This window comes from Pseudonocardia sp. ICBG1142 (genome assembly GCF_020496255.1).
In the GTDB taxonomy this organism is placed as follows: Bacteria; Actinomycetota; Actinomycetes; order Mycobacteriales; family Pseudonocardiaceae; genus Pseudonocardia.
Genome location: NZ_JAHLJC010000031.1, coordinates 1,130,873 through 1,154,689, shown reverse-complemented (window position 1 = coordinate 1,154,689; position 23,817 = coordinate 1,130,873). Strand labels below are relative to the sequence as shown.

The 23,817-nt window shown below is 69.9% G+C and carries 24 protein-coding genes, 1 tRNA gene and 2 pseudogenes; 20 read left to right on the top strand and 7 right to left on the bottom strand.

The window, feature by feature from the left end; all coding sequences use genetic code 11:
* Window positions 1–80: 80 nt before the first annotated feature.
* The 3 genes from KPL59_RS29570 (at window position 81) to KPL59_RS29560 (ending at window position 2,242) form a co-directional block, all read left to right on the top strand.
* A complete protein-coding gene (locus KPL59_RS29570; RefSeq protein ID WP_226351755.1) occupies window positions 81–620 on the top strand; it encodes a metal-dependent hydrolase in 540 nt (179 codons plus the stop codon).
* A 76-nt stretch (window positions 621–696) separates the two neighbouring features.
* Complete coding sequence (locus KPL59_RS29565; RefSeq protein WP_226362719.1) at window positions 697–1,452, top strand: SDR family oxidoreductase; 756 nt, start codon at window positions 697–699, stop codon at window positions 1,450–1,452.
* 88 nt (window positions 1,453–1,540) lie between these two features.
* On the top strand, window positions 1,541–2,242 hold the full coding sequence (locus KPL59_RS29560) for a TetR/AcrR family transcriptional regulator (RefSeq protein WP_226351520.1): 702 nt from the start codon (window positions 1,541–1,543) through the stop codon (window positions 2,240–2,242).
* Window positions 2,243–2,460: 218 nt separating this feature from the next.
* On the opposite strand, the gene KPL59_RS29555 is transcribed toward KPL59_RS29560, so the two are convergent.
* Window positions 2,461–3,216, bottom strand: a complete 756-nt coding sequence (locus KPL59_RS29555) for an IclR family transcriptional regulator (RefSeq protein WP_226362718.1) — start codon at window positions 3,214–3,216, stop codon at window positions 2,461–2,463.
* 181 nt (window positions 3,217–3,397) lie between these two features.
* On the opposite strand from KPL59_RS29555, the gene KPL59_RS29550 reads away from it, so the two are divergent.
* The 9 genes from KPL59_RS29550 to KPL59_RS29510 all read left to right on the top strand — a co-directional run bounded on the left by KPL59_RS29550 (window position 3,398) and on the right by KPL59_RS29510 (window position 11,735).
* The gene (locus KPL59_RS29550) at window positions 3,398–3,943 is read left to right on the top strand and encodes a tripartite tricarboxylate transporter TctB family protein (protein ID WP_226351518.1); all 546 of its coding nucleotides are present in this window, start codon (window positions 3,398–3,400) and stop codon (window positions 3,941–3,943) included.
* A 10-nt stretch (window positions 3,944–3,953) separates the two neighbouring features.
* The gene (locus KPL59_RS29545; protein WP_226362717.1) at window positions 3,954–4,244 is read left to right on the top strand and encodes a tripartite tricarboxylate transporter permease; all 291 of its coding nucleotides are present in this window, start codon (window positions 3,954–3,956) and stop codon (window positions 4,242–4,244) included.
* 107 nt (window positions 4,245–4,351) lie between these two features.
* Entirely contained in the window at window positions 4,352–6,190 is a 1,839-nt protein-coding gene (locus KPL59_RS29540; RefSeq protein WP_226359530.1) for an IS1634 family transposase, read from the top strand.
* 390 nt (window positions 6,191–6,580) lie between these two features.
* Window positions 6,581–7,291 carry a transposase gene (locus KPL59_RS29535; RefSeq protein WP_226359770.1) on the top strand — a complete coding sequence of 237 codons (711 nt, stop codon included), beginning with the start codon at window positions 6,581–6,583 and terminating at the stop codon, window positions 7,289–7,291.
* A 20-nt stretch (window positions 7,292–7,311) separates the two neighbouring features.
* Window positions 7,312–8,589, top strand: a complete 1,278-nt coding sequence (locus tag KPL59_RS29530) for a tripartite tricarboxylate transporter permease (protein ID WP_226362862.1) — start codon at window positions 7,312–7,314, stop codon at window positions 8,587–8,589.
* A gap of 56 nt (window positions 8,590–8,645) precedes the next feature.
* Window positions 8,646–9,635, top strand: a complete 990-nt coding sequence (locus KPL59_RS29525) for a tripartite tricarboxylate transporter substrate binding protein (protein WP_226351516.1) — start codon at window positions 8,646–8,648, stop codon at window positions 9,633–9,635.
* A gap of 3 nt (window positions 9,636–9,638) precedes the next feature.
* Window positions 9,639–10,064, top strand: coding sequence for a universal stress protein (locus KPL59_RS29520; RefSeq protein ID WP_226351515.1), 426 nt, complete (start codon window positions 9,639–9,641; stop codon window positions 10,062–10,064).
* A gap of 47 nt (window positions 10,065–10,111) precedes the next feature.
* On the top strand, window positions 10,112–10,723 hold the full coding sequence (locus KPL59_RS29515; RefSeq protein ID WP_226351514.1) for an RraA family protein: 612 nt from the start codon (window positions 10,112–10,114) through the stop codon (window positions 10,721–10,723).
* Window positions 10,716–11,735 carry a hydroxyacid dehydrogenase gene (locus KPL59_RS29510; RefSeq protein WP_226362716.1) on the top strand — a complete coding sequence of 340 codons (1,020 nt, stop codon included), beginning with the start codon at window positions 10,716–10,718 and terminating at the stop codon, window positions 11,733–11,735. The genes KPL59_RS29515 and KPL59_RS29510 overlap by 8 nt, the downstream gene beginning before the upstream one ends.
* A 427-nt stretch (window positions 11,736–12,162) precedes the next feature.
* On the opposite strand, the gene KPL59_RS29500 is transcribed toward KPL59_RS29510, so the two are convergent.
* Window positions 12,163–13,035: an LLM class flavin-dependent oxidoreductase gene (locus KPL59_RS29500; protein WP_226362715.1), complete on the bottom strand. Its 873-nt coding sequence runs from the start codon at window positions 13,033–13,035 to the stop codon at window positions 12,163–12,165.
* A gap of 96 nt (window positions 13,036–13,131) precedes the next feature.
* On the opposite strand from KPL59_RS29500, the gene KPL59_RS29495 reads away from it, so the two are divergent.
* Window positions 13,132–13,206 (top strand) — tRNA-Ile (locus KPL59_RS29495).
* Window positions 13,207–13,785: 579 nt separating this feature from the next.
* Here the strand turns inward: KPL59_RS29495 and KPL59_RS36150 are convergent.
* The gene (locus KPL59_RS36150; protein WP_308187984.1) at window positions 13,786–14,181 is read right to left on the bottom strand and encodes a transposase; all 396 of its coding nucleotides are present in this window, start codon (window positions 14,179–14,181) and stop codon (window positions 13,786–13,788) included.
* Window positions 14,162–15,049 (bottom strand): annotated as a pseudogene (locus KPL59_RS36145) (IS256 family transposase); the annotation flags it as partial. The gene KPL59_RS36150 and the pseudogene KPL59_RS36145, both read right to left, overlap by 20 nt.
* A gap of 278 nt (window positions 15,050–15,327) precedes the next feature.
* On the opposite strand from KPL59_RS36145, the gene KPL59_RS29485 reads away from it, so the two are divergent.
* On the top strand, window positions 15,328–15,915 hold the full coding sequence (locus KPL59_RS29485) for an RHS repeat-associated core domain-containing protein (RefSeq protein ID WP_226362714.1): 588 nt from the start codon (window positions 15,328–15,330) through the stop codon (window positions 15,913–15,915).
* Between the two features lie 514 nt (window positions 15,916–16,429).
* On the opposite strand, the gene KPL59_RS29480 is transcribed toward KPL59_RS29485, so the two are convergent.
* Window positions 16,430–16,741 carry a hypothetical protein gene (locus KPL59_RS29480; protein ID WP_226351509.1) on the bottom strand — a complete coding sequence of 104 codons (312 nt, stop codon included), beginning with the start codon at window positions 16,739–16,741 and terminating at the stop codon, window positions 16,430–16,432.
* 148 nt (window positions 16,742–16,889) lie between these two features.
* Window positions 16,890–17,846, bottom strand: a complete 957-nt coding sequence (locus KPL59_RS29475; RefSeq protein ID WP_226362713.1) for a hypothetical protein — start codon at window positions 17,844–17,846, stop codon at window positions 16,890–16,892.
* A 625-nt stretch (window positions 17,847–18,471) separates the two neighbouring features.
* Between KPL59_RS29475 and KPL59_RS36140 the strand changes: the two genes are divergently transcribed.
* Window positions 18,472–18,594: a hypothetical protein gene (locus KPL59_RS36140; RefSeq protein WP_255677806.1), complete on the top strand. Its 123-nt coding sequence runs from the start codon at window positions 18,472–18,474 to the stop codon at window positions 18,592–18,594.
* Window positions 18,595–18,652: 58 nt separating this feature from the next.
* Here KPL59_RS36140 and KPL59_RS29470 read toward each other — a convergent pair.
* Window positions 18,653–18,772, bottom strand: a pseudogene (locus KPL59_RS29470) (IS5/IS1182 family transposase); the annotation flags it as partial.
* 288 nt (window positions 18,773–19,060) lie between these two features.
* Between KPL59_RS29470 and KPL59_RS29465 the strand changes: the two are divergent.
* From KPL59_RS29465 to KPL59_RS29445, 5 genes are all read left to right on the top strand, one after another.
* Window positions 19,061–20,020 (top strand): aldo/keto reductase, encoded by a 960-nt coding sequence (locus KPL59_RS29465; RefSeq protein WP_226362861.1) that lies wholly within the window; start codon window positions 19,061–19,063, stop codon window positions 20,018–20,020.
* A gap of 89 nt (window positions 20,021–20,109) precedes the next feature.
* Window positions 20,110–20,691: a TetR/AcrR family transcriptional regulator gene (locus tag KPL59_RS29460; RefSeq protein WP_226351506.1), complete on the top strand. Its 582-nt coding sequence runs from the start codon at window positions 20,110–20,112 to the stop codon at window positions 20,689–20,691.
* 434 nt (window positions 20,692–21,125) lie between these two features.
* The gene (locus KPL59_RS29455; RefSeq protein ID WP_226351505.1) at window positions 21,126–22,079 is read left to right on the top strand and encodes a hypothetical protein; all 954 of its coding nucleotides are present in this window, start codon (window positions 21,126–21,128) and stop codon (window positions 22,077–22,079) included.
* Complete coding sequence (locus KPL59_RS37240; RefSeq protein WP_020627295.1) at window positions 22,072–23,202, top strand: sensor histidine kinase; 1,131 nt, start codon at window positions 22,072–22,074, stop codon at window positions 23,200–23,202. Before KPL59_RS29455 ends, KPL59_RS37240 begins: the two co-directional genes overlap by 8 nt.
* Entirely contained in the window at window positions 23,199–23,813 is a 615-nt protein-coding gene (locus KPL59_RS29445) for a response regulator transcription factor (RefSeq protein WP_226362712.1), read from the top strand. Before KPL59_RS37240 ends, KPL59_RS29445 begins: the two co-directional genes overlap by 4 nt.
* The last annotated feature ends 4 nt before the right edge of the window (window positions 23,814–23,817 follow it).

The following is a 23,817-nucleotide window of genomic DNA, read 5'->3' as shown; positions in this document are numbered from 1 at the left end:
GTCCCACGCGTGTCGGGGACCGGCCGGGACGGTGGCGCGTGGTTACGTTCCGTGTTCTTCTGCAGAAGGTGGGGGTCACGATGATGGGGCGTACGCACGCGTTGTCGGGTGCGGTGCTGGGGCTCGCGGTGTGCTCGGCGGTGCCGCCGCCACCGGTGCTGGTGCCGGTGGTCGTGGTGGTGTGCGCGCTGGCCGCGTTCGCGCCGGACCTGGACCATCCGTCGAGCGTCGCGGCGCGGGCGCTGCCGCCGGTGACCTGGCTGCTGTGCCGGGTGATCCGGTGGCTGTCGCGGGTGACGACCGGGGTGTCGCACCGCGGGCTGTCGCACTCGCCGGTGTTCGCGGCCGCGGTCGGGCTGCTGGCGTGGTGGGGGACCGGGTACCTGCTGCCCGGTCAGACGGCGGTCTGGACCGGCGTCGCGGCCGGTGCGGGCTGCTGGATCGGTGCGATCGGCGACGAGCTGACCTCGAACGGGAACCGGTTCGCGTTCTGGCCGTTGGCGGGGATCCGCTGGCCGCGGATGCTGCGGTTCCGGACCGGCGGGACCGGGGAACACGTCGTTGTCGGACTGCTGGCGGTCACGGGGGTCGCGCTGATGACCGGCACCTGGGCGTTCTGAGCGGTCCCGGTCGACATCGCTCTGTATAGCTGATACACAGGGATATACAAGCGATACATTCGATCTGGGAGAGCGCATGACCACACAGTCGTTGCAGGGCCGGAACGTGCTCGTCGCCGCGGGCGGCAAGAACCTCGGTGGCCTGATCAGCCGTCAGGCCGCCGAGGCGGGGGCGAACGTCGCGATCCACTACAACTCCGGGTCCTCGCGCGCCGAGGCCGAGGAGACGCTGAAGGCGGTCGAGGCCGCGGGCCGCGAGGGCGTGCTGCTGCAGGGGGACCTGACCGTCCCGGCGGAGGTCGAGAAGCTCTTCGCGGACGCGAGGGGCTCGCTGGGCTCGATCGACGTCGCCGTCAACGCCGTCGGCAAGGTGCTCCGCAAGCCGATCGTGGAGACCGCCGAGGCCGAGTACGACTCGATGTTCGACATCAACTCCAAGGCCGCGTACTTCTTCATCAAGGAGGCGGGCCGCAGCGTCTCCGACAACGGCTCGATCATCACGATCGTCACGGCGCTGCTGGCCGCCTTCACCGACGGCTACTCCACCTACGCCGGTGGGAAGTCCCCGGTCGAGCACTTCACCCGCGCCGCGTCCAAGGAGTTCGCCGACCGCGGCATCTCGGTGAACAGCATCGCGCCCGGTCCGATGGACACCCCGTTCTTCTACCCGCAGGAGACCCCGGAGCGGGTCGAGTTCCACAAGTCGCAGGCGATGGGCGGGCGGCTCACCAGGATCGAGGACATCGCCCCGATCGTGCGGTTCCTCGCCACCGAGGGGCACTGGATCACCGGTCAGACGATCTTCGCCAACGGCGGCTACACCACGCGGTGAGGACGTCGTCGTGAGCGCCGGGGCGCGACGGCGGCCGGGACGCCGCCGTCGCCGTCCCGTCGCCGCGCAGCCGCCCTACAGTGGGCCGGTGGAAGATCGACCGGCGGAGACCGGGACCCGGGACAGGCTCCTGCGGGCGGCCGCCGACCTCATCGCGGCATCGCCGGGGGAGAGCGTGCCGCTGCGGGCGATCTGCGACGCCGCCGGTGTGCGCCTCCCGACGCTGTACCACTTCTTCGGCAGCAAGGAAGGCCTGCTCGACGCCGTCGTCGAGCACGGGTTCGAGCAGTACCTGTCCGCGAAGCGGGCCCAGGAGTCCAGTGGGGACCCGATCCAGGACATCCGCGACGGATGGGACGCCCACGTCGCGTTCGGCATCACGAACCCCGGCTTCTACGCCCTCATGTACGGCCAGGTCACGCCCGGACGACGGCCCGCGGCCCAGGACGGGCCGTCCGCGGCCCTGCTCGGCCTGACCCGCGAGGCCGACCGCCGGGGACGACTGACCGTGACCCCGGAACGCGCCGCGGCGCACATCCTGGCCGCCAACGTCGGCGTCACCCTGCGCCAGATCATCACCGCACGCCCGGACCCCGGGCTGTCGGCCGACATGCGGGAGGCCACCCTCGCCGCGATCACCGGCGGACAGGGCGAGCGCGCGCCCGGAGAACCGGGCGCCGGCGCGGCAGCGGCGGCCCTGCTCACGCTGCCGGACGACAACGACGTCCTCGGGGTGCCCGAGACGGTGTTGCTCAAGAAGTGGCTGGCCGAGCTCGCGCGCCGGGGGTGAGCGTTCCGCGGAACGCGGCGCGCGGGTGTCGAGGCGGGGTCGGGAGGCCCTGGTGCCGGCGGTCCGCCTCGACGCCCGTCACCCTGCGCTGGTTCGTCGCGCTCGCGGCATGACGCGGCTGCCTTCGGGCCGGGCGAGGAGGAGCCACCGGCCGCTCTCTGTCGTTCTCGAACGAGAGCCTCCAGGTCGACTCTGAAGTGGACCTCGAACCGACAGGCCTAAGGGACGCGGATTGCGGCTGCCGCCCGTCGTACCTCGATCGACAGGTTCTCGACGTCGCTCTGGCTGACGTCTTCCACGGCCGCCCCGATGGTCACCGCGCCCACGGTCTCTCGGTCCTTCAGGCGGCGGACGGGGGCGGAGATCGACATGGACCCGATCTGTCGCTCGTTGCGTGCGACTTGGAAGCCCTGCTGACGGATGACCTCGAGGTCCGCGCGCAGCGCCTCGGGCTGAACGGGGTTGCCTGTGGCGTCGGACGACAGGTCGGCGGATGCGACGAAGGCGGCGAACTCCTCCGCGGACATGGAGGCGGCGAGCGTCTTACCCGCGCCGAGGTGTAGGGGGAGTCGCGCTCCGATCGGCAGCTGGTAGTGGATCGGGCGGGTGCCGTCGACGCGGGCGACGACGGCGCGGTGCCAACCGGTGCGCACGAAGAGCGAGGCCGTCAGGCCGGTGCGTTCGGCCAGCTCCTGCAGAACTGGTCGGGCGGCCGCCACCAGCGGACTGGTGGTCAAGTAGGCGTTGGCTCCGAAGATCAGGTTCACCCCGGCTCGGTAGCCGAACTCGTCCCGCTCGACGCGGTTGCGGGACTCCAGGACGCTCAGGATCCGCTGGGCCGTGGCGATGTGCAGGTCGGTGAGGGAAGCGACCTCCGCGAGGCGGAGTGGTCGCCCCGCGCTCTTCAGGACTTCCAGCACGTCGATCGACCGCTCCAGGGAGCGCATGGTCGACGGTGCCTTCTCTCCGGTCATCGTGTCCTCCCTCGTCGGTCGCTCCGCTGCGTTGTCGGCCGACGTCCTGCGACGGCGTTGACAAGCAGGCAGGGTCCGCCTAGCGTTCGACGCCTTCACAAGCTGATAGTAGCTCTCAGAGTATGAGAGCGTCGACGAGGAGTCAAGGGTGACACCAGAACGATCAGGCGTGGTTGATCCCGTGCCTCCGGCGCCAGGGGCCGGGCCGGGCCCGAGGTGGGGGCGACTGCTGTTCCCGGGGGCTCTGATCGCCCTGTCGGTCGTCGTCGTGGTCGCCTCGCTGGGTCTCGGGCTGTGGGCGCCGTTGGGCCCCGGCCCGGGGTTCTTCCCGCTGCTCCTCGGGGGTCTGCTGGGGGCGCTGTCGGTGCTGTGGGCTCTCGAGGAGGTGCGGGCCGGGCGCACCCGGCCCGTGGCCACCTCCATGCCGGACGACGAGGTCGACGGACTCGATCCCGAACTCGACGAGCAGCCCCTGCGGATGCGTCAGGTGGCGACGATCGTCGGGAGCCTCGTCGTCCTGGCGATCCTGATGCCGCTGATCGGCTACCAGCTGAGCATGCTGCTGTTCCTTGTCTTCCACCTGCGCTTCGTCGGGCACCGTCGCTGGCTGCTGACCGCCGCCATCGCGGCGATCGGCAGCTTCGGGGTCTTCAGCCTCTTCACCCGCGTGCTGTCGGTGAACCTTCCGGCCGCGTCGCTGGACTTCCTCCGTGTGCTGGGCTTCTAGGGACTGAGGGATGACCACACTCGAGTTCCTGGGGCAGGGCTTGGCCGCTGCTGCCACCCCGGCCAACCTGCTGTACGCGCTGATCGGGTGCCTCATCGGCACCGCGCTGGGCATCCTGCCGGGCATCGGCGCGACCGCCGGCATCGCCATCCTGCTGCCGTTGACCTTCGGGATGGAGCCGGCTTCGGCGATCATCATGCTCGCCGCGATCTTCTACGGCACCGCGTACGGCGGCACCATGAGGCTTATTCGCCCGCGTTCCGCAGTTGATGGGCACATGAGCGGGGTCCGCGGGGAGTAAGGCCTGGTCAGCGTGCTGCGCCTGCGTGAGAGTGCTCGAAAACGTGGGCACACGTTTTGGCGGGTTGAGGCTTGTGTGAGCTGCCCGGAGTGTGATCGGCTGCGGTCATGTATCTGCGGACGACCGAGCGGCGGAACAAGGACGGCTCGGTCGTGCGCTACCTGGCCCTGGCCCACAACCAACGCGTCGGTGCCACCACGAAGGCGAACGTGCTGCTCAACCTCGGCCGGGAGGACCGCCTGGACCCCGACGGGCTGCGCCGGCTGGTCCGCTCGATCAACCGCTACCTGGGCGAACCCGGCACCGACGCCGGCACGGACGCCGCTGAGTCCGCGGGCGCCGGTACCGCGGCCGAGGGGCTGCGGTTGATCGCCTCCCGCCCGGCCGGGGCGGCGTGGTTGCTGAACGGGCTGTGGAAGGCCCTGGACGTCGAGGCCGCCCTGCGCAAGGTGCTGGGTGGGCGCCGGTTCACCACCGATGTCGAGCGGGTGCTGTTCGCGCTGGTGGCGAACCGGGCGATCGACCCGTCCTCGAAGCTGGCCGCGGCCGAGTGGGTCGGCCACGACGTGGCGATCCCCGGCCTGGACGCGCTCAGCGAGGATCAGGCGTATCGGGCGATGGACCTGCTGATCGAGGCCGACACCGACGCGAAGGTGCAGGAGGCGGTGTTCTTCGCGGTCGCGGACCTGCTCAACCTCGAGGTCGACCTGCTGTTCTTCGACACGACCAGCACCTACTTCGAGCGCGACACCGAGGACCCCGACCCCGCCGAGGGCACCGACAGCAGCACCGACAGCAGCGTCGACGGATCAGACGCAGTGGCAAGCCCAGGCGGCCCGGGCGGGTTCCGGCGCTACGGGCACTCCAAGGACCACCGCCGGGACCTGCCGCAGATCGTCATCGGGCTGGCCGTCACCCGGGAAGGCATCCCGGTCCGGTGCTGGTGCTGGCCCGGCAACACCAACGACCAGGCGATCCTGCCGCAGGTCAAGGACGACCTACGGGGGTGGCGACTGGGCCGCGTGGTCACCGTGGTCGACCGCGGGTTCTCCTCCCGGGACAACCTGGCCTACCTTCAGCGCGCGGGCGGGCACTACATCGCCGGCGAACGGATGCGCGACGGCAGCCCGCACGCCGCCCAGGCACTGTCCCGCCAGGGCCGCTACCAGCAGGTTCGGGACAACCTGCGCGTCAAGGAAGTCCGGATCGACTCCACCCCCGGCGTCCGGTGGATCATCTGCCACAACCCCGACGAGGCCGAACGCGACCAGGCCGCCCGCGAAGCCGCGATCGCCAGGATCTCCGCCGAGCTCGACCGCATCGCGTCCGCCCGCACCCGAGCCCGCGAGGCCGCCCGCACCCGCCGCGCCGCCACCACAACCAGCAAGGCCGCGTGGCGGCACGCCGCCCGGGCCGCCGAACGTGAGGAGGCCGCGCACGTCAAGGCCGAATGCGCGCTGCGTGAACACCCGGCCCTGGGCCGGTGGCTGCGCCAGACACCGTCCGGGCGGCTGCAACTGGACCGGACCAAGATCGCCGCCGAAGCGAAGCTGGACGGGAAGTACCTGCTGTCCACCTCCGACCCGGACCTCTCGGCCGAGGACGTCGCCCTGGGCTACAAGAACCTGCTGGAGGCCGAGCGCGGGTTCCGCGACTTGAAATCCACCATCGAGCTGCGGCCGGTGTTCCACCGCCTCGAACTCCGCATCCGCGCCCACGTCCTGCTCTGCTGGCTGGCGCTGCTGCTGATCCGGGTCGCCGAACGCCGCACCGGCCGCACCTGGCGCACCATCTCCCGCGAGCTGGGCCGGCTGCACACGATCACCCTCACCGGCCCGGCCGGCACCGTCGTGCAGACCACCGAGCTCACCACCACCCAGGCCGGCATTCTTCGGGCCTGCGGGGTCACCCCACCACCCCGGATCACCACCCTCGACCCCGCCTAACCAGCCCAAACAGCGCCAACAGGCACCGCGGCGGGCATGGACACACGCCCACCCCGCTCCCACACCAGCGGTCCTGCAGGTCAACCCCCGAATTCAGCCCTCACATCTGCCCACGAACTGCGGAATCCGGGATTCAGGCCCCGTGAAATAACGATCTAGCCCGGCGTGTCGGGTTGGGCGACAGCCCGTCCATCGCGAATATTGGTTTGCCGAATCAATCCGAGATGAACGGGCTGCCGCAGTATGTACTATGAGGCTTATTCAGGGCCGCCTGGCGGGCTACCTCGCTGCGGTCCCGACCTGGAGAAACACCGCACTTCATGATCACCCTGAATAAGCCTCTATACCACTGGTTTCCGGCGTGATGAAATTCAGGATCTTGTCGCTATAGTGTATGAGCAGGATCAGCGGGACGCGACGGAGGCACGTTTGTCTTGGCCGCCGGTTCTGGGGTTGTTCTGGTCGGTGGTGATCACGTTGGCGTATCTGCGCGGGAATCGTGTGCAGTGGGAGTTGGCGGAAACCTATGGGGTGTCGCAGTCGACGGTTAGTCGAGCGATCACGGGGGTGACACCGTTGCTGGCACAGGCGCTGCGGAGTGTCGTTCCGACGGCAGAGGAGCTTCGTGCCGATCGGCAGTACATCATCGATGGAACCTTGCTGCCCTGCTGGTCATGGGCCGCGGTGCCGGGTCTGTGGTCGGGCAAGCATCGCACCACCGGCGTCGTCGTCCAGGTCGCAGCCACCCTGGAAGGGCAGCTGTCGTGGATCTCCGACCCGACCCCAGGCTCCCGACACGACCTATATTGCCTCGACCAATCCGGCGCCCTCGACCACCTCGCCACATACCCCCCGATCGGCGATAAAGGATACATCGGGCGCGGCATGCTCACCCCGTTCAAAAAACCACCCGGCCGGGAACTTCTCGACTGGCAAAAAACATTCAACAAGAGCCTCAACCACACACGCGCCACCATCGAACGAGTCATCGCCCATATCAAAACGTGGAAAGTTCTCCACACAGACTACCGGCGGCCCTACGCCACATTTAAAACGACAATCTCGGCAGTCATCGGACTCATCTTCTACACACTTACCTGACGGAGCCTGAATAAGCCTCCATCACGAGCGTCCTGCTGAACATTCCCGGCGAGGGTGAATCGGCCATCACCTGCATCGACGGGTATCAGATGACGAAGCAGGGACGAGCAGGCGTCGCGCTGAGCATCGCGGGGATCGGATCGTTCATCGGTGGCACCGCCGCCACCATCTGCCTGGTCGTCGCGGCGCAGCCACTCGCACAGCTCGGGCTGGCGATCGGGCCGCCGGAGTTCTTCTGTCTCATTCTCGTCGGCATCGCGCTGCTGGCGGGCCTGGTCGGACGGTCGTTGGTCAAGGGGCTGATCTCGGCGACGCTCGGCCTGCTGATCGCCATGATCGGCATCGACCCCGTCGCAGGCGCGCCGCGGTTCACGATGGGCAGCGAGCACCTGCTCGACGGGATCAGCATCGTCCCGGTGCTGGTGGGGATCTTCGGCCTCGGTGAGCTGCTCTACGTCGCCGGGGGCAACTCGGCGCGGCCGACCGCGCCTCGTCTGCGGAACCTGGTGCCCACGCGTACCGACGTGCGCCGTGCCGCGCCCGCCATCGGGCGAGGCACCGTGATCGGCGCGGTCGTCGGGCTGGTGCCCGGCGTGACGTCGGCGATCTCGTCGCTGTTGGCCTACAGCACCGGGCGGAAGGTCTCCAAGCACCGCGGCGAGCTGGGTACCGGCGCGATCGAGGGCGTCGCCGCACCGGAGACCGCCAACAACTCGCACTCGAACGCGGCCCTGGTCCCGCTGTTCACCCTCGGCATCCCGGCCTCACCGGCCATCGCCGTCCTGGCCGGCGCATTCCTCCAGAACGGCATCACCCCTGGGCCGCGGCTGTTCGTCGACGATCCCGTCCTGGTGTGGACCGTCATCGCCAGCCTGTTCATCGGCAACGCCCTGCTGCTGTTGTTGAACGTCCCTCTCGTCGGGCTGTGGACGCGGCTGCTCGCCATCCCGTACTCGGTACTCAGCGCCTTGATCTTCTCGTTCATCGTGATCGGCTCGTACGCGGTGAACAACAGCATCATCGACGTCTTCGTCATGATCTTCTTCGGTCTCGTCGGCCTGGCCTTCCGCCATCTCCACGTGCCGCTGGCTCCGCTGGTGTTGACGCTGGTGCTCGGGCCGCTGCTGGAGAGCGCGCTGCGGGAGTCGCTGCAGCTCTCCGGGGGCAGCCTGTCGATCTTCCTGACGCGCCCGCTCGCCCTGACCTTCCTGATCGTCGCCGTCGTCATCCTGGTCGGCTCCGTCGTCGGGGCCAACCTCAAGCGCAAGGCACACCTGCCGGTCGACTCCGCCGCATGACCCACACCAGGCCCACCGATCCATCGCCACCCGACTCATCTCGAGCGAGGAACACCATGAAGAAGATCTTTGCCACGACAGCAACGGTGCTCGTGGCAGCACTGGCCGCCGGGTGCGCGACCCCGCAGACCGGGAGCTCCGACGCCACCACCTACCCGAGCAAGCCGGTCAACCTGATCGTCAGCTTCAGCGCGGGGGGTTCCACCGACGTCGGCGCCCGGCTCGTCGCCGACGGGCTCGAGGACAAGCTGGGGCGCCCGGTGGTCGTGGAGAACAAGCCCGGTGCCAGTGGCCAGGTCGGCAACTCCGCCCTGGTGTCCTCCTCGCCGGACGGCTACACGATGAGCACGGTCAGTCTCGCCGGGACGATCCTGTCCTACCTGGACCCGGCGCGGGGTGCGTCCTACGACCACGACAGCTTCGACCCGGTCGCCATGTACGTGCAGGACCCCCAGGTCTTCGTCGTCGCCCCCGACAGCCCGTACCAGTCCCTGCAGGACCTCGTCGCCGCGGGCAAGGCCGAGCCGGGCAAGATCCGGATGGCCACCTCGGGTGTCGCCACCCAGGACCACGTCGCCATGGTGCTCTTCGAGCAGCTGAGCGGAGCACAGTTCAGCCCGGTGCACTTCAGCGACGGCGCCGCCCCCGCGGCGACCGCCTTCCTGGGCGGCAACGTCGAGGTCCTCGTGACCAACGTCGGTGACGTCCAGGAGGTCGTGGCCAACAACCAGGGCAAGGTCCTCGGGGTAGCGGCAGCCTCGCGCAACGAGTTCCTGCCAGAGGTCCCGACCTTCGCCGAGCAGGGCTTCGACTTCGAGCTCGCGTCGAGCCGGGGGTTCGTCGTGCCCGCAGGCACTCCCGACGAGGTCGTCGAGAAGCTCTCGAGCACCATCGCCGACGTCATGGACGACCCGGCGACGCTGGCCCGGCTCAAGGACCTAAACCTCACCCCCTCGTTCCTCGACCACACGGCCTCCCAGCAGCTGTGGGACCAGACCGAGAGCTCGTTCGCGTCGGTCCTCGACCAGGTCAAGGCGGATGTCTGAGCCATGTCCGACACCACCGAGCCACCCACCGAGTCGCAGCCGATCGTCGTGGGGTTCGTCCCCACCGCGCAGGGCCACGCGGCCGTCGACGCCGCCGTCGTCCACGCGCAGCGCTGGGGGACCGGCGTCGTCGTCGTGAACTCCGCGCACGGCGCTTACATGGACTCCCAGCTGGCCACCCGGTCCGACCTCGAGCAGGTACGGCGGCAGGTGGAGACCGCCGGGGTGAGCGTGGAGATCCACCAGCTCGCGGAGAGCCAGGACCCGGTGAGCGCAGTCATCGACCTCGTCGAGCAGGTCGACGCCCGAATGCTGGTGATCGGCCTGCGGCGCCGATCTCCGGTCGGGAAGTTCCTCATGGGGAGCACTGCCCAGTCCCTGCTCCAGCACAGTCCAGTGCCCGTTCTGGCCGTGAAGTCGACCAGTTGAGCCCGCCCCCTGCCACGCGCAGGTCCGACCCAGTTGAGGAACGCGCAATGACACAGACAACCGACGCACCCGGAACCGCGGACATCATCGCCGCCCTGCGCGGTTACCCCACCACGATCATCGGTGACTCCCAGGATCGCTTCGGCCTGCCGGTCGGCCTCAAGTCCATGTGGGACAGCGAGCCCTTCGCCGGTGAGGCTTACACGGTCCTGACCGCCCACGGGGACAACCTCGGCATCCACCAGGCTCTCGGACAGATCCGCCCCGGCCAGGTCCTCGTCGTCGACGGCGGCGGATACGACGGCCGGGCCCTCATCGGCGACCTCGTGACCGAGAAGGCCAGGGCCCTGCAGGTCGCCGCACTCGTCATCGACGGCGCGATCCGCGACGTCGTCGAACTCGCCGACCTCGGTGTGCCCGTCTACGCCCGCTCGGTCATTCCCGCAGGCCCGTGGAAGAACGGCCCGTTCCGGCTGCAGAGACCGGTCGTCGTCGGCAATGTCGTCGTCAACCCCGGGGACATCATCGTCGGCGACAGCGACGGACTCGCCGTCGTCCACCCCGACCGCGCCGCGGAGGTCCTCGCCACCTGCGAAGAACGCGTCGCGCGGGAGGAAGAGTCCCGCCGGCGCAGCCGGGAGCTCACGCCCAATGCCTGACGCACGGCCCGACCCGAGACCCCTCGTCTGGATCCCTTCCCCGATCCATCCGCTCGCGATCGAGAAACTCCGACAGCTGGCCGATGTGCGCTGCGGCTACGGTGATGCGGCCACGAGCTTCGCCGACGTCGCCGACGAGGTCGAGGCCATCCTGGTGCGCAGCGGACGCATCACCGCCGACCAGATCGCTGCGGCCCCTCGCCTGAAGATCATCGGTCGGCACGGCGTGGGAGTGGACACCGTCGACGTCTCGGCCGCGACAGCAGCCGGTGTCATCGTCACCAACACGCCGACCTCCAACCTCGTCTCGGTGGCCGAACACACCTTCGCGCTGTTGCTCGCACTCCGACGGAAACTGACCCTCGCGGACCGCTGCAACCAGGACGGGAGCGGGCACACCTCCCGCGCCCTGCTGGTCGGCAGAGAATTGGCGGGAAGCACCCTCGGACTCATCGGCTTCGGCCGGATCGCCGCCCAGGTCGCCGGCATCGCGCAGAACGGTTTCGGCATGAGAACACTCGCCTACGACCCGGGGTTGGGCGACGACGAGGTCCGACGCCGCGGCAGCACCCCCGCAACCCTCCCACACCTACTGGCCGACTCCGACGTGGTCAGCCTCCACATCCCCCTGCTCCCCGACACCCGGCACCTCATCGGCGCGACCGAACTCGCCACCATGCGGCCCGACGCGGTCATCATCAACACCTCTCGCGGCGGCACCATCGACGAACAGGCACTGCTCCAGGCACTCGACACCGGTCGACTGGGCGGGGCCGCCCTCGACGTCACCGAGGTCGAACCCCTCCCACCGGGCCACCCCCTGCTGAACCGACCCGACGTCATCATCACCCCGCACATCGCGGGCCAGACCGACGAATCACTGCGTCGGGTCGCCCTCGACGCCGCGGACGACGTCCTCGCTGCACTGACCGGACGCCCACCGGCAAACCCGGTCAACGAGCCGCCGGACCCACGAATCCTGGACCGAGACCGAACACGGAGTGCGTCGTGATCGCGCGCCGTCGACTCGTACGGCCAGGTCGTCGGATCTCAGACCCCGGGGTCGCGCGAGGTCCTCGGCCAGGGGCCAAGTCGGGGCGTGCTCACGTCTGATCGCCGGCGCCGGGCCTGACCACGGGCGGCTGGTCTGCCGCCCGGCGGGCGACTCGGTGGAGGTGGATCGGCAGGTTGGCCAGGGCGAGGGCGTCGCCCCCACCCCTTCCGGCACACCCCGCCGTCCTGCGTGAGCGACCTCCCGCTGTCCAACACGACCTCGATCGCGACCGACAGTTCTCGACGGGCCATCTCGGCGCCGAGGCAGAAGTGGATGCCGGAGCCGAAGGCCAGGTGCCGGTTGGGGCGGCCAGCAACAGGCCCGCGACTGCCACTACCGCCGCCGCGGCGAACGACCACCCAAGCCCTGAACTGCCGTTGCCGTACTAGCGGTGGGGCCGCACCACCGGCCGCGGCCGCATCGCCGGCGGGCAGCCGTCGTCGGTGTCGACCACCGAGTCGGCCACGGCCCCGTGGGCCGGTCCCGCCACCCCGAGGAACGGCCGCACGAAGCGCGCGGTTCGCTCCATCACCTCGTCGTGGACGTCGGTCCGCACCGTCGACGGCTGGGCCTGGACGATGATCTCGCCCGCCCACGGCAGCGCGGGGTCGGCCAGCAGCTCGTCGATGACCCGGCCGGTCGAGTGGCCCGCCGGAAGCGGCCGGGACAGCGCGACCCGGGGGACCCCGCGGGCGTAGGTCCAGTACCGGGCCAGGTCGGAGACGACGCCGCCGTGCGACGACGGCGGCCTGCCCGACAGCACTCCCACCCCGCGGACCGCGGCGGCGTCCACCGACGACGGTGTCCCCGTCGCCCACCACACCCGCTGCGTGGCGAGCGCCGTCGGCAGCGTCTCCAGCAGGACGTCGAGCGCGGCGACGGTGTCGCGGTGCCGGTCGTCGTGGTGACGCCCGAAGCGTCGCGCCGCGTCGGGGTCGGCCCCCGCTCCGACGCCCAGCTCCAGCCGCCCACCGGACAGGGCGTCGAGCACTGCGGCGTCCTCCGCGAGCCGGCGCGGGTCCTCCAGCGGCAGCGCGACGACCGCCGTCCCGAGCCGGATCAGCCGGGTCCGCTCGGCCACCGCGGCCAGCAGGACCAGCGGCGACGGCAGCCGACCGCCGAGGTGACCGTCGTGGTGCTGGGCCACCCAGAACGAGTCGTACCCGAGTTCCTCGGCCCGCTCCGCCAGCCGGATCGTCTCGCGGTAGGCGCGTGACGGATCGTCACCGGTGACGTGCGTGAGGTAACCGAGCCGCATGCCGAGGCACCCTATGCCGAGGGTGCTCCGGCCCTGCCGGAGGACCGGGGTGACGGCGGTTCGGAGTGTGCCGGTTCCGGTATCCTCCGGCTCGCCGCGGCGGTAGCTCAATTGGTCAGAGCAGCGGACTCATAACCCGTCAGGTTGCCGGTTCGAGCCCGGCCCGCCGCACTGCGTCGCAGCTCAGAGCGTTGCGGTACTGCCCATCGCATCTGTTCCAGGGGCTCGGTGCGCTGGGCGGCGCCGAGGTGGACGACCAGGTGGAGGCGGCGTCGAGCAGCATCGAGTACCCGGGTCGAGCAGGATCACGTTCTCCGGATGTCGGTCGCCTGGCGGCCATTCGGCGTCATCAGTAGGCGGTTGTCACGTGCCATGTCCCCGTCAGAGCCGGGACCAGCACGACGAGCGGAGCCGTAGCCGTTCCTGCTGTCGCAGTCGGTAGGGTCCGAGTACGGGTCACGGTGAACGTGCGGGTCGTCCCGTCGGCCAGGTTCAACCTCAGCTCGGTCCCGGGGGCGGCGGCGGTCAGCGGGGTGGGTAGCCGCACGATCCACTGATCGGGCCCGGCCCAAGTACCTGGTGTGGACGGAATCCCCGCCGCATCACGGGCCACCTGTGGAGCTGGATGGACCTTACCTTCGGCGTCGGTCAGCGACACCGCGTCGACTGCCGGTGGCGGGGCCGGTGTCGTCGGCGGTACGACCGGTGTCGGGAGTGTCCGATCAACGGTGTAACCGGCGTTGATGGGGGTCAGGTGTTGCTGGGGACGATACGGCCTTCGAAGGTGATCGCGAACGCGTTCAGTGCCGGCTTCCAGCGCATCGACCACCGCGCCCGGCCTTTCCCGGTCGGGTCCAGGGAGCGGGTGACCAGGTAGAGGCACTTCAGCGCGGCCTGCTCGGTCGGGAAGTGGCCTCGAGCTCGGATCGCGCGGCGGTAGCGGGCGTTGAGCGACTCGATCGCGTTCGTGGAGCAGATGACCCGGCGGATCTCGACGTCGTAGTCGAGGAAGGGCACGAACTCCGACCACGCCCGCGACCACAAGGTCCCGATTGCCGGGTACTGGCCGACCCAACGTCCGGCGAACTCGTCGTAGCGGGCCTTCGCCGCTTGCTCGGTCGCCGCGGTGTAGACCCGGTCGCAGATCCTTCGCCATGGTCTCCCAGTCCCGGCGGGAGGCGTAGCGGAAGGTGTTACGGATCAGGTGCAGGATGCAGGTCTGCACCACGGTCTGGGGCCAGACGGTGGTGATCGCCTCGCCCAGGCCCGTGAGTCCGTCACAGACGGCGATGCACACATCGGCGGTGCCGCGGTTCTTGATCTCGGTGAGCACCGCCAGCCAGAACTTCGCTCCTTCGCCGCCGCTGCCGGCCCAGATCCCGAGGATGTCGCGGCGGCCGTCGACGGTCACACCGATCACGACGTAGAAGGGCCGGTTGGTGACCTGGCCGTCGCGGACCTTGGCGTGGATCGCGTCGACGAAGATCACCGGATAGACCGGGTCGAGTGGGCGGTTCTGCCACTCGGTCATCTCCTCGACGACCTTGTCGGTGATTCGCGAGATCGTGTCCTTGGAGACCTTGGCGCCATAGACCTCGTCGAAGTGCGCGGCGACCTCGCCGGTAGTCAGACCGCGCGCGGTCAGCGACAGCACGATCTCGTCGATCCCGTCGAGGCGGCGCTGACGTTTACGCACGATCGTCGGTGAGAAGCTCGCGTCCCGGTCGCGGGGGACCTCGATCTCGACGGGCCCGATCTCGGTCAGCACCGTCTTCGACCGGGTCCCGTTACGGGAGTTGGCACCGTCACGGCCTTCCGGGTCGTGGCGGTCATAGCCCAGGTGCTCGCTCATCTCGGCCTCGAGCGCGGTCTCCAGGACGGTCCTGGTCAATCCGGACAGCAGCCCGTCCGGCCCGACGAGCTCAACCCCTTCGGCGCGGGCCGCGTCGACGAGTTGCTGGGCAAGTTGTTGCTGATCAATCCGATCCGGCACAGGCTCGATCGTGTCGGTCATGACTGCTCCTCCCACCGAGCTGCGCTCGGCGTGTCGGACCAGTTACACCGAAGATCGGACAGTCCCAGACCACCCGCCAGGACACCACCGAGCAGAACTTCTCGGTCAAGTACGACACCGCCGACACCACCCAGATCCAGAACGTCAGCTCGCGGCCGGCCAGCGGCGGACAGGGCCAGGCCTACGACGTCAGCCAGACTGCGCTCGGCATCACCGCCAAGGCCGGCCTCCTCGGGCAGCGGCACTCAGTCAGCCGTGACCCGTCGGGAACTCCGGTCATGCAGCGCAACCCCGACCGGTCGCTGCACTACTTCGAGCTGGACCGGATGGGCAGCGTCACCGGCCACACCCGCGGCGACGGCACCCGCACTGCGTCGTTCCGCTACCAGCCCTTCGGCGGCTACGAGCGCGTCACCGGTGCTGACTCCGGGCAGGCCGACAACTTCATCGGCTTCCAGGGCGGATTCTTCATCAACAGCCCTGCCCACACCCAGTTCGGACACCGCTGGTACGACTCCCGGATGGGGCGCTTCACCCAACCTGACCCCATCGGAACTCCGGGAGCTAGCGGGGACGGGCAGAGCAACCGCAGCGGAATCGGCGGACCTTACAGCGTCTACTCGTTCGTGTCCAGCAACCCGTGCAACTTCAGCGATCCGAGCGGGCTTCTGACCGAGACTGAATGCAATGCCCTGGACAGATTATCCTACTACGGAACCATTGTGGTGACCGGCCTGGCTATTGGCGGATACCTCGCCGCCGGCACAGTGGTTGGCGCGCCGGTGGGAGCGTTGCTCCGCCTCGCAGCTTTTCAGCTCGGAGGCGCTACGATCCTGGCAGGTACCATCTACCGATTCGCCTGCTAGGAGGAGTCGTCCATGTCGAGGCCCAGTAAGCGCCAACTTAGATCACTCGCGGCCGTATCCCTGGTAACGGGGTCGGTGCTTCTAGTGGTCGCACTCATCGGATGGTTCGTCGGAGCTCCACTCCAGCTGCTCCTGCTTCTCGCGATCGTGGTGATCATGATTGGGGCCGCGGCAGTTTACCTGGAGAAGCAGCGCAACTGATTCCTTTGTTGCATCTCCGTCGAACGGTCTGGCCGTATCCACGTCCAATCTGGACGTGGATACGGCCGAGTTTCACGTTTCTTGATGCATAGCCGGGCGCAGCGCTGCTTCGCGAACAGTCCGCCGGGGCGGCCGTCCACTCGGCTGGCTCCGCTCATTATGTTGTGCGCGAGGTGTCATGGTCGAGGTCCGTATCGATCTGGCCAACGCTGCTCAGAAGTAACTCATCATCGAGGCCGTTGAAGCGCCCGACGTCGTCATCGCCATGGGCACCGCGACCCCTGCGCCGTCTTCCCGGCAAGATCGGCCGCTACTAGCAGCTTGCCGATCCAGTAGATCGGGCTCGGTGCCGTTCGCCCGATTGGGTACGGGATCGACCGGCGGGCTCATGACCTGTTCGCCCAGTTTCAGTTCTCGCCAGGGCGGACGCCTGACCAGCGGCCCGGGTGCCCGACCCGGTGTCCGAGCCGCGCACCCGCAACGCCCGGATGATCTCCGGACGGTCGTTCGGTGCGGTTCCGTTCAGGGCCAGCCACCAGCGCAGCTCCTTCGCGACCGTCCGGACCGCGACCGTCAGTGCGGTCACCACCACACCCGCGGCAGCGGCATCGAGGAAGATCACCACGGCCGCAGCTCCTCACTCAGCTGACGGGGAACCACCAGACCGGAGCCTCGGCTCGTGAAACCGGACATCGGCGAGGACGCGTCCCCGCGCCCGGGCGGCACCCGCCCGCTTGCGCAGGCGGCGCGGCCGCTGCGCGATGGCGTCACCGTCACTCCGCGGTCGGCCGCACACCTCGGCTGCGGCCGACCAGCCGCAGCCGTGCGACGCCTTGACCATGGCCACGGCCTGGTCCTCCCGGGAGAGTCCGGCGAGCAGCGTGGCCGCGGGCCCGCACGGTCGTCTCGTACTCGGGGAGAGGGTGGACCCAGCGGCCCTTCCCGATCTGCCGCCCGACATCACCCCGAAGTTCCCGGTTCCACTTCCGCGCGCTGTCGCGGTACTGCGCCTTGACCAGGTCGACCAACTCCCAGCCGTCCTCCTCCGGGACCGCGGCGAGGTCGACGATCAGGAGCGCTTCGTGGAGCGCCTCGACGGCCTCCTGCGACGGCCGGACCTCCAGCCAGTCCTGCAGAAACTGCTCCAACGCACGGGTATCGCCGCGCTCCATCGCCCCGTACGCCCGGTACACGGCCCACCATGCGGCGCGCTGGCCGATGCGCAGCAAGTCCCGCCACGGCTCACCGATCAGCCCGAAACGGAACTGGTCGATCACGCTGTCGGTCAGCAGGGTCAGCCCGGTCATTCCCGGCCGGAGCCCGTCGAGCAGGGGACCGATTCGCAGCGCCGGGACCAGGTCCGGCGGTTCGAATATCGGGAACATGTCGTCCCATGCAGGGATGCGGCCGAGCAGGCTGGCGCCGAAGCTGTTCAGCATCGACTGGTGCTGCATCCCCAGCACGGAGGCCGTGGTCGGGGCCATGTCGAGGATCTTCGGGCGGATCGCCTCGGTCAGGCTGGCCCCGATCTGGTTCGCGAACAGCATCGGGTTGTGACCCACGAAGTGGTCCTTCGGGAAGAACGTTCCCAACGAGGCGCCCCGGGTGGCAGCGAGGAAGCCGGAGCCCGGGCTCTGCCGTGCGAGCTGCACCATGTCGCCGCGGACGGCGGCCTCGTCGTCGGACCGTCCCGGGGAACGGGAGATGTCGTCACCGGCCTCGTCGGCCATGATGACCTCCTTCGGAAGTTCACGGTACCGGCTCGGATCACCGGTCCCTCTACTTCCCAGGAACGGCGACGACGGGATTCCGTCAGAACCGCCCCGACTGTTGCCTAGATCACATTTCTGCCGAGGGGGGGCGATCGGGTCCCCAGTGGCGGGTGCCGGGAGCGGTCCACGAGTCGGTCCACGAACTGCACGGCGCTCGTGCCGGTTGTGCCAGATCTGCTGCCATTGGAGCGAGCCAACACCTGGGAATCCAGCCCTGCGGGCTCGGTCGCGCCGACTACGGATCAGAAGGTCTGCGGCAGTCTCGGCGCTCCTCGCAGCGGCCTGCGGACCGCGATCGACCCCAACGCCTATCCCAACGGATACGACCGCCTACAGCGCCTGTCCGCTCAACACCGCTGTTGATCGATTCCGGCTCCGAACAGCGAGAGCGATCGCGGGTGGGCATGGCCGATGAACTGCGACGACGCCACTCAGGACCCGTCAGGTCGCCGGTTCGAGCCCGGCCCGCCGCACAAAAGCCCAGCTCACGGCCTTGTCGTCGACCTCTGTGTGAGGTGAGTTGATCGACTCACACGGTCTCCCCACGGAAGGTCTCGGGGACCTGCCGACGAGCGGAGCGAGGATGGCACGACCACCGCTGCGGATGGGGACGCACGGCGAGATCTGGACCGAGCGGCGGGCCGGCTCCGGCAGTGGCGGTTTCGCGGCCCGGTGTCGCTTCCGCGACTTCGACACCCGCCGGTGAACTGCTACGTCGTCGCGCCGGCCTCCGGGCGGCCGGACGCCGCGTGGTTTGCGGTGCCCTGCTGGTCGGAGGGCTCCGGAACGGCAGCGATGATCCGGCGCTCGCGCAGATGTCGGCGGATCGCGCGCGAGGAGTAGGCCTTGTCCGCGCGCACCCGTTCCGGCCGGGTCCGGGGTCGTCATCGGCCGCAGCGGGCGGTTGCTCGTACGTCCGCGGGAGTTCGCGCTCCCGCTGGAGCCCGACGGGCTCCTGGGTCGGCGTCACCGCAGTCCCCGCGGCAGTGCTCCAGCAGCAACCGCCGGCGCGGCCGACCCACGCGGCATATGGGCGGAGGGGGCCTTGTTCCTCGACACGCCCTGGTCTCGATGCCGAGCAGGGAGTAGATTACTTTACTTTCCGTTACGTAAATTATTTGAGGAGTGCGATCGTGCGATCACACCGCTTGGGAGACATCGAGGTCCCGGAGATGGGATTGGGCTGCATGGGGATGAGCGAGCACTACGGCCGGGCGGACTGGGACCGCTCGATCGCGACGATCCACGAGGCGATCGAGCAGGGCGTCTCGCTGCTCGACACCGCCGACATCTACGGCTCCGGGCACAACGAGGTCCTGGTCGGTCGGGCGATCCATGACCGGCGGGATCGGGTCCGGCTGGCGACCAAGTTCGGCATCGACCGCAGTGGCGGCGACGCCAACCGTCGCTTCCGCGGCGAAGCCGCCTACGTCCAGCGGTGCTGCGAGGCCTCGCTGCTGCGTCTGGGGGTCGATGTGATCGACCTGTACTACCTGCATCGCCCGCCGCAGGACGTCGCCATCGAGGAGACCGTCGCCGCGATGGCCGAGCTGGTCAGCCAGGGCAAAGTCCGTGCGCTCGGTCTCTCCGAGGTCAGTGCGGCGGAGCTTCGCCGAGCCCACGCGGTGCACCCCATCGCTGCGGTGCAGTCGGAGTACTCGTTGTGGACCCGCGATGTCGAGCAGGTCACCCCGGTGATGGCCGAGCTCGGTGTCGGTCTGGTCGCCTACGCCCCGCTGGGACGCGGGTTCCTGACCGGCACGATCGATCGCAGGAAGCTGGCCTCGACCGACTTCCGCAGCCGCAACCCCCGGTTCCAGGGCGAGGCGGGCGACGCGAACGAGGGCATCGCCGAGGTCGTGCGGGCCGTGGCGCAGCGACTGGGCGCCAAGCCTGCACAGGTCGCGCTCGCCTGGACCTACGCACAGGCCGAGCGGTTGGGCACCTCGGTGACCACCATCCCTGGTACCACCCGTCCCGAGCGGATCGGGGAGAACCTCGCCGCGCTCGACCTCGTCCTCGACGAGCAGGCGCTCTCGGAGCTGGCGCCGCTCGGAGAGAGGGTCAGCGGCGAACGCTACGGCCCCGGCAGCGTGGGCGGGCCTCGCCCCGCGGCGCCCTCGGTCCGTTGAGCCCGCAGGCGCACGACGGCGGGGCGGCGGCGGACGCCGCCCCGCCGCGCCGGCCCGGGCGCCCCCGCGACCCCCGCATCCAGGCCACCGTGCTCGCGACGACTGCTGACATCCTCCGCGACAAGGGCGTGCCTGCAGTGACCATCGAGGCGGTCAGCGCCGCGTCGGGAGTCAGCAAGCCCACCATCTACCGCTACTGGCCGCATCGTCTCGCCCTCGCGATCGACGCGTTCGCCGAAACCATGAGCCACGACGTCCCGGTGGCCGATACCGGCGACAGCCGGCGGGACCTGCTCGAGCAGGTCGGTCATGTCGCCGCCTACTACCGCAGCCCCGCCGGGGTTGTCCTGCGCCAGCTCATCGGAGCGTGCGCGAGCGATCCTCAGGCCGCCGAGCAGCTCCGTGACCGGTTCTTCGAGCATCGCCGGGCCCAGACGCGAGTGCTCTGGGAACGCGTCCGGGCTCGCGGCGAGGCACATCCCGACATCGACGCCGACACCGCGATCGACCTGCTCTTCTCTCCCCTCATCTTCCGGCTGCTCGTCGGCCACGGGGAGATCGATGCCGAAGCGGTGGGACGACTGGTCGAGGCGGCACTCGACGGTCTCCTGCGCCCCGACCGCGGCTCGACACCCGTCCGCAGTCCTTCGTCGACGCAGGATGCAGGCTGACCGAGACCCTCGAAGCACCGCGGGGCGACAGCGGCGAGCCGGGTCGAACGGCGGCCGGCTGAGCCGGCTCGGAAGCACGAACGGGCCGGCCCCCGGTCCGTGGCGCGCGACGGTGCGACCTCGCGGGTGTCTCCGCTCGTGACACGTGCGGCGACGGCGTTCAGGTGGAGAAGGTGCGCAGGACCAGGGACCGGGGGAGCAGCCGGATCGGTGCGCGAGCAGCGCCGGCAACCAGGAGCGAGTTCGGCAGTGCCGAGGCGAGGTCTCTCTGTTCGGTCTCGAGTGCGCCGCCGGGTCGTCTCCGACCTGATGGAGCATCGCGGGATCGACGCCGGCCAGGCGTCCCGGGTGGACCACAGATCAGTGCAGTTCATCGGACCGGCCGGTGCTTCGATCCGGGTCAGGTCCGGCGGGGTGTGCTCTACGATCCGACGGTGGACCGACGGCCGAGCCACCCAGCGGACGTCGACCGCGGACCCGTCGGGTTCCTGGGACACCTCGTCGTCGGGTTCTGCGCGCTGATCCCGCTGGTCGAGCTCGGTCGCTCCGCGGTGGTGGAGCCCTATCGGGCGGGGCTGGTTCCGGTCGCGATCGGCGTCCTCCTCACGACACCCCTGCATCTGTACCTAGTGTGGTTCGCCGTGCGCGGGACCGTCGCACCGCGCGGCGGAGCGGTGTTCGCCGCGCTGCTGGTCACGTCCGGGGTGGCCGCCGTCGTCATCGGCGGCGCCTGGGCGATGATGCTGGTCTTCGTGGCGCTCGGCGCGTTCCTGGTCCGACCGCTGCGGACTGCGCTCGCGGTACTCGGGGGCTGCTGCGCCGTCGTCCTCCTCGTGGGTGTGGTCCGAGCCGACGGGTTGACCGCGAGCTACTACGTGTTCTCGCTGGTGTTCCGGGTCAGCGCGCTGTACGGGGTCATCTGGCTGGTGGCGGCGCGCCGGCGGCTGCGTGCCGCGCAGCACGAGCTGCGCGACCTCGCCGTGGTCACCGAGCGCTTCCGGATCGTCGGCTCGCTGCGGGAGGTCGTCGCCCCGGTGCTGGAGCGAGCGGCCACCGTGACGCCGAGCGCTCTGCCGGCCGTCGTCGACGACGCCCGCGACGCCCTGCTGCGGGCCCGCAGGGTCCTCGGCGGCCACCGGGCCCGGAGCCGGGCCCATGAGATCGACACCGCCCTTGCGCTGCTGACGGCCTCCGGCTCGCCCGTGGTGCTGCACGCCGCGGACGTCGACCTGAGCCGGCCCGCAACACCCGAGTTCCGGGCGGCGCTGCGCCGCGCCGTCGTCGATCTGCTGGCCCGCGACGTGCGGCACCGGGTCGTCCTGGTCGTCGAGCCCACCACCGGCGATCCGCGCGTCACCGTCGAGAACCGGGCGGCGGACCGTGGCTGAGCGCACGCCCCAGCAGCGCCAGGTACTGCTGGTCGGCATCGGTATGCACGCCGGCCTGCTGGGGTTCGTCGTCGTCCAGTCGCTCACCGACTTCGGCGGGGATCTCGGAGGATCACCGTGGGGTCTGCTCTCCCTGGTGGCGGCGGCGTGCCAGATCCACCACAGCCGGGCCGCCGTACGCGGCGAGCGGGCCGCGGCCTGGCCGGCGACCCTGACGTCGCTGGTGGGGACGGTCGTCGCGATGGGACTGCTCGGGGTTCCCGGCACCGTCGGATGGTTCCTGGTCGGTGCGTCCTCGGTCATGTTGCTCCCCGGCCGGTACCCGTTCGCGTGGCTCCTGCCCGCACTGGTGGTGCAGCTCGTGCTGGGTCTGGCGGAGACCGCGGACATGGGTGCCGCGTTCCTCGCGTGGTTCGCCGTCTACACGCCGACGGTGTTCCTGTTGGGTGCGGGTGGGCTGGTCGTGCACGCGCAGCTGGCCGTCGAGCTGGACAGGCTCGCGCGGGTCCGCGCCGAGCTGGCCGAGGTGGCGGTGCAGCGTGAGCGGCTGCGCGTGTCCCGTGACCTGCACGATCTGCTCGGACAGAGCCTGTCGGCGGTCGTGCTCAAAGGGGAGCTCGCCGGGCGGCTGCGGGACGTCGACCCGGAGCGGGCGACGCGCGAGACCGAGGATCTCGCGACCATCGCCCGCTCCGCGCTGGCCGACCTGCGCGCCACCACGGTCGACCTGCGGGCCGTGCGGCTGGACGCCGAGGTGGCCGGGGCCGTCCGGCTGCTCGACGCCGCCGGAGTCGTCGTGCACGTCACCGGCGACCCGGACGGGCTGCCCACCGACCAGGACGCACTGCTGGGCTGGGCAGTGCGGGAGGGAGTGACCAACGTGCTGCGGCACAGCGACGCGACGGCGTGCGCGATCGTGTTCGACCGATCACCGGGCAGGCTCACGATGACGATCGAGAACGACGCCCCGGCCGGCCCCGGTGGCGACGGCTCCGGACTGGACGGTCTCGCGAGCCGGGTCCGCGAGCTCGGTGGCACCCTGCGGGTCGAGCACGAGGCACGACGGTTCCGGCTGCACGTCGACGTGCCGGTGCCCTCGGCCCGGGTCGGGCACCCGTCGTGATCCGGGTGCTCGTCGCCGAGGACCAGGACATGATCCGCGGCGCGCTGGTGGCGTTGCTCGGGCTGGAGCCCGACGTCGACGTCGTCGCCGAGCTGCGCCGCGGCGACGACGTCCTCCCGGTGGCCAGGGAGCTCGGTCCGGACGTCGCCGTCCTGGACATCGACATGCCCGGTGCCGACGGCCTGATGGTGGCCCGCTCCCTGCACGACGAGCTGCCGCACGTCCGCACACTGATTCTGACCGGGCTCGACCAGCCCGGCCACATGCTCGAGGCGCTGCAGTCGCACGTGCGGGGATTCGTGCTGAAGGCAGCGCCGGCGACGACGCTGGCGCACGCCGTGCGCCGGGTCGCCGCGGGCGAGCGGGTGCTCGATCCGGACCTGGTGGCCGCCGCGCTGGAGACCGGCGCGAACCCCCTGCCCCCCCGCGAGACCGACGTCCTCGGCCTGGCCGCCACCGGCCTCACCACCGACGAGATCGGCAGGCAGCTCTACCTCTCGCCGACCACCGTGCGCAACTACCTGTCCAACGCCATCGCCAAGGTCGGCGGGCGGAACCGCATCGACGCCATCGAAACGGCCCGCCGCGCCGGGTGGCTACGGTCGCGCTGACCGC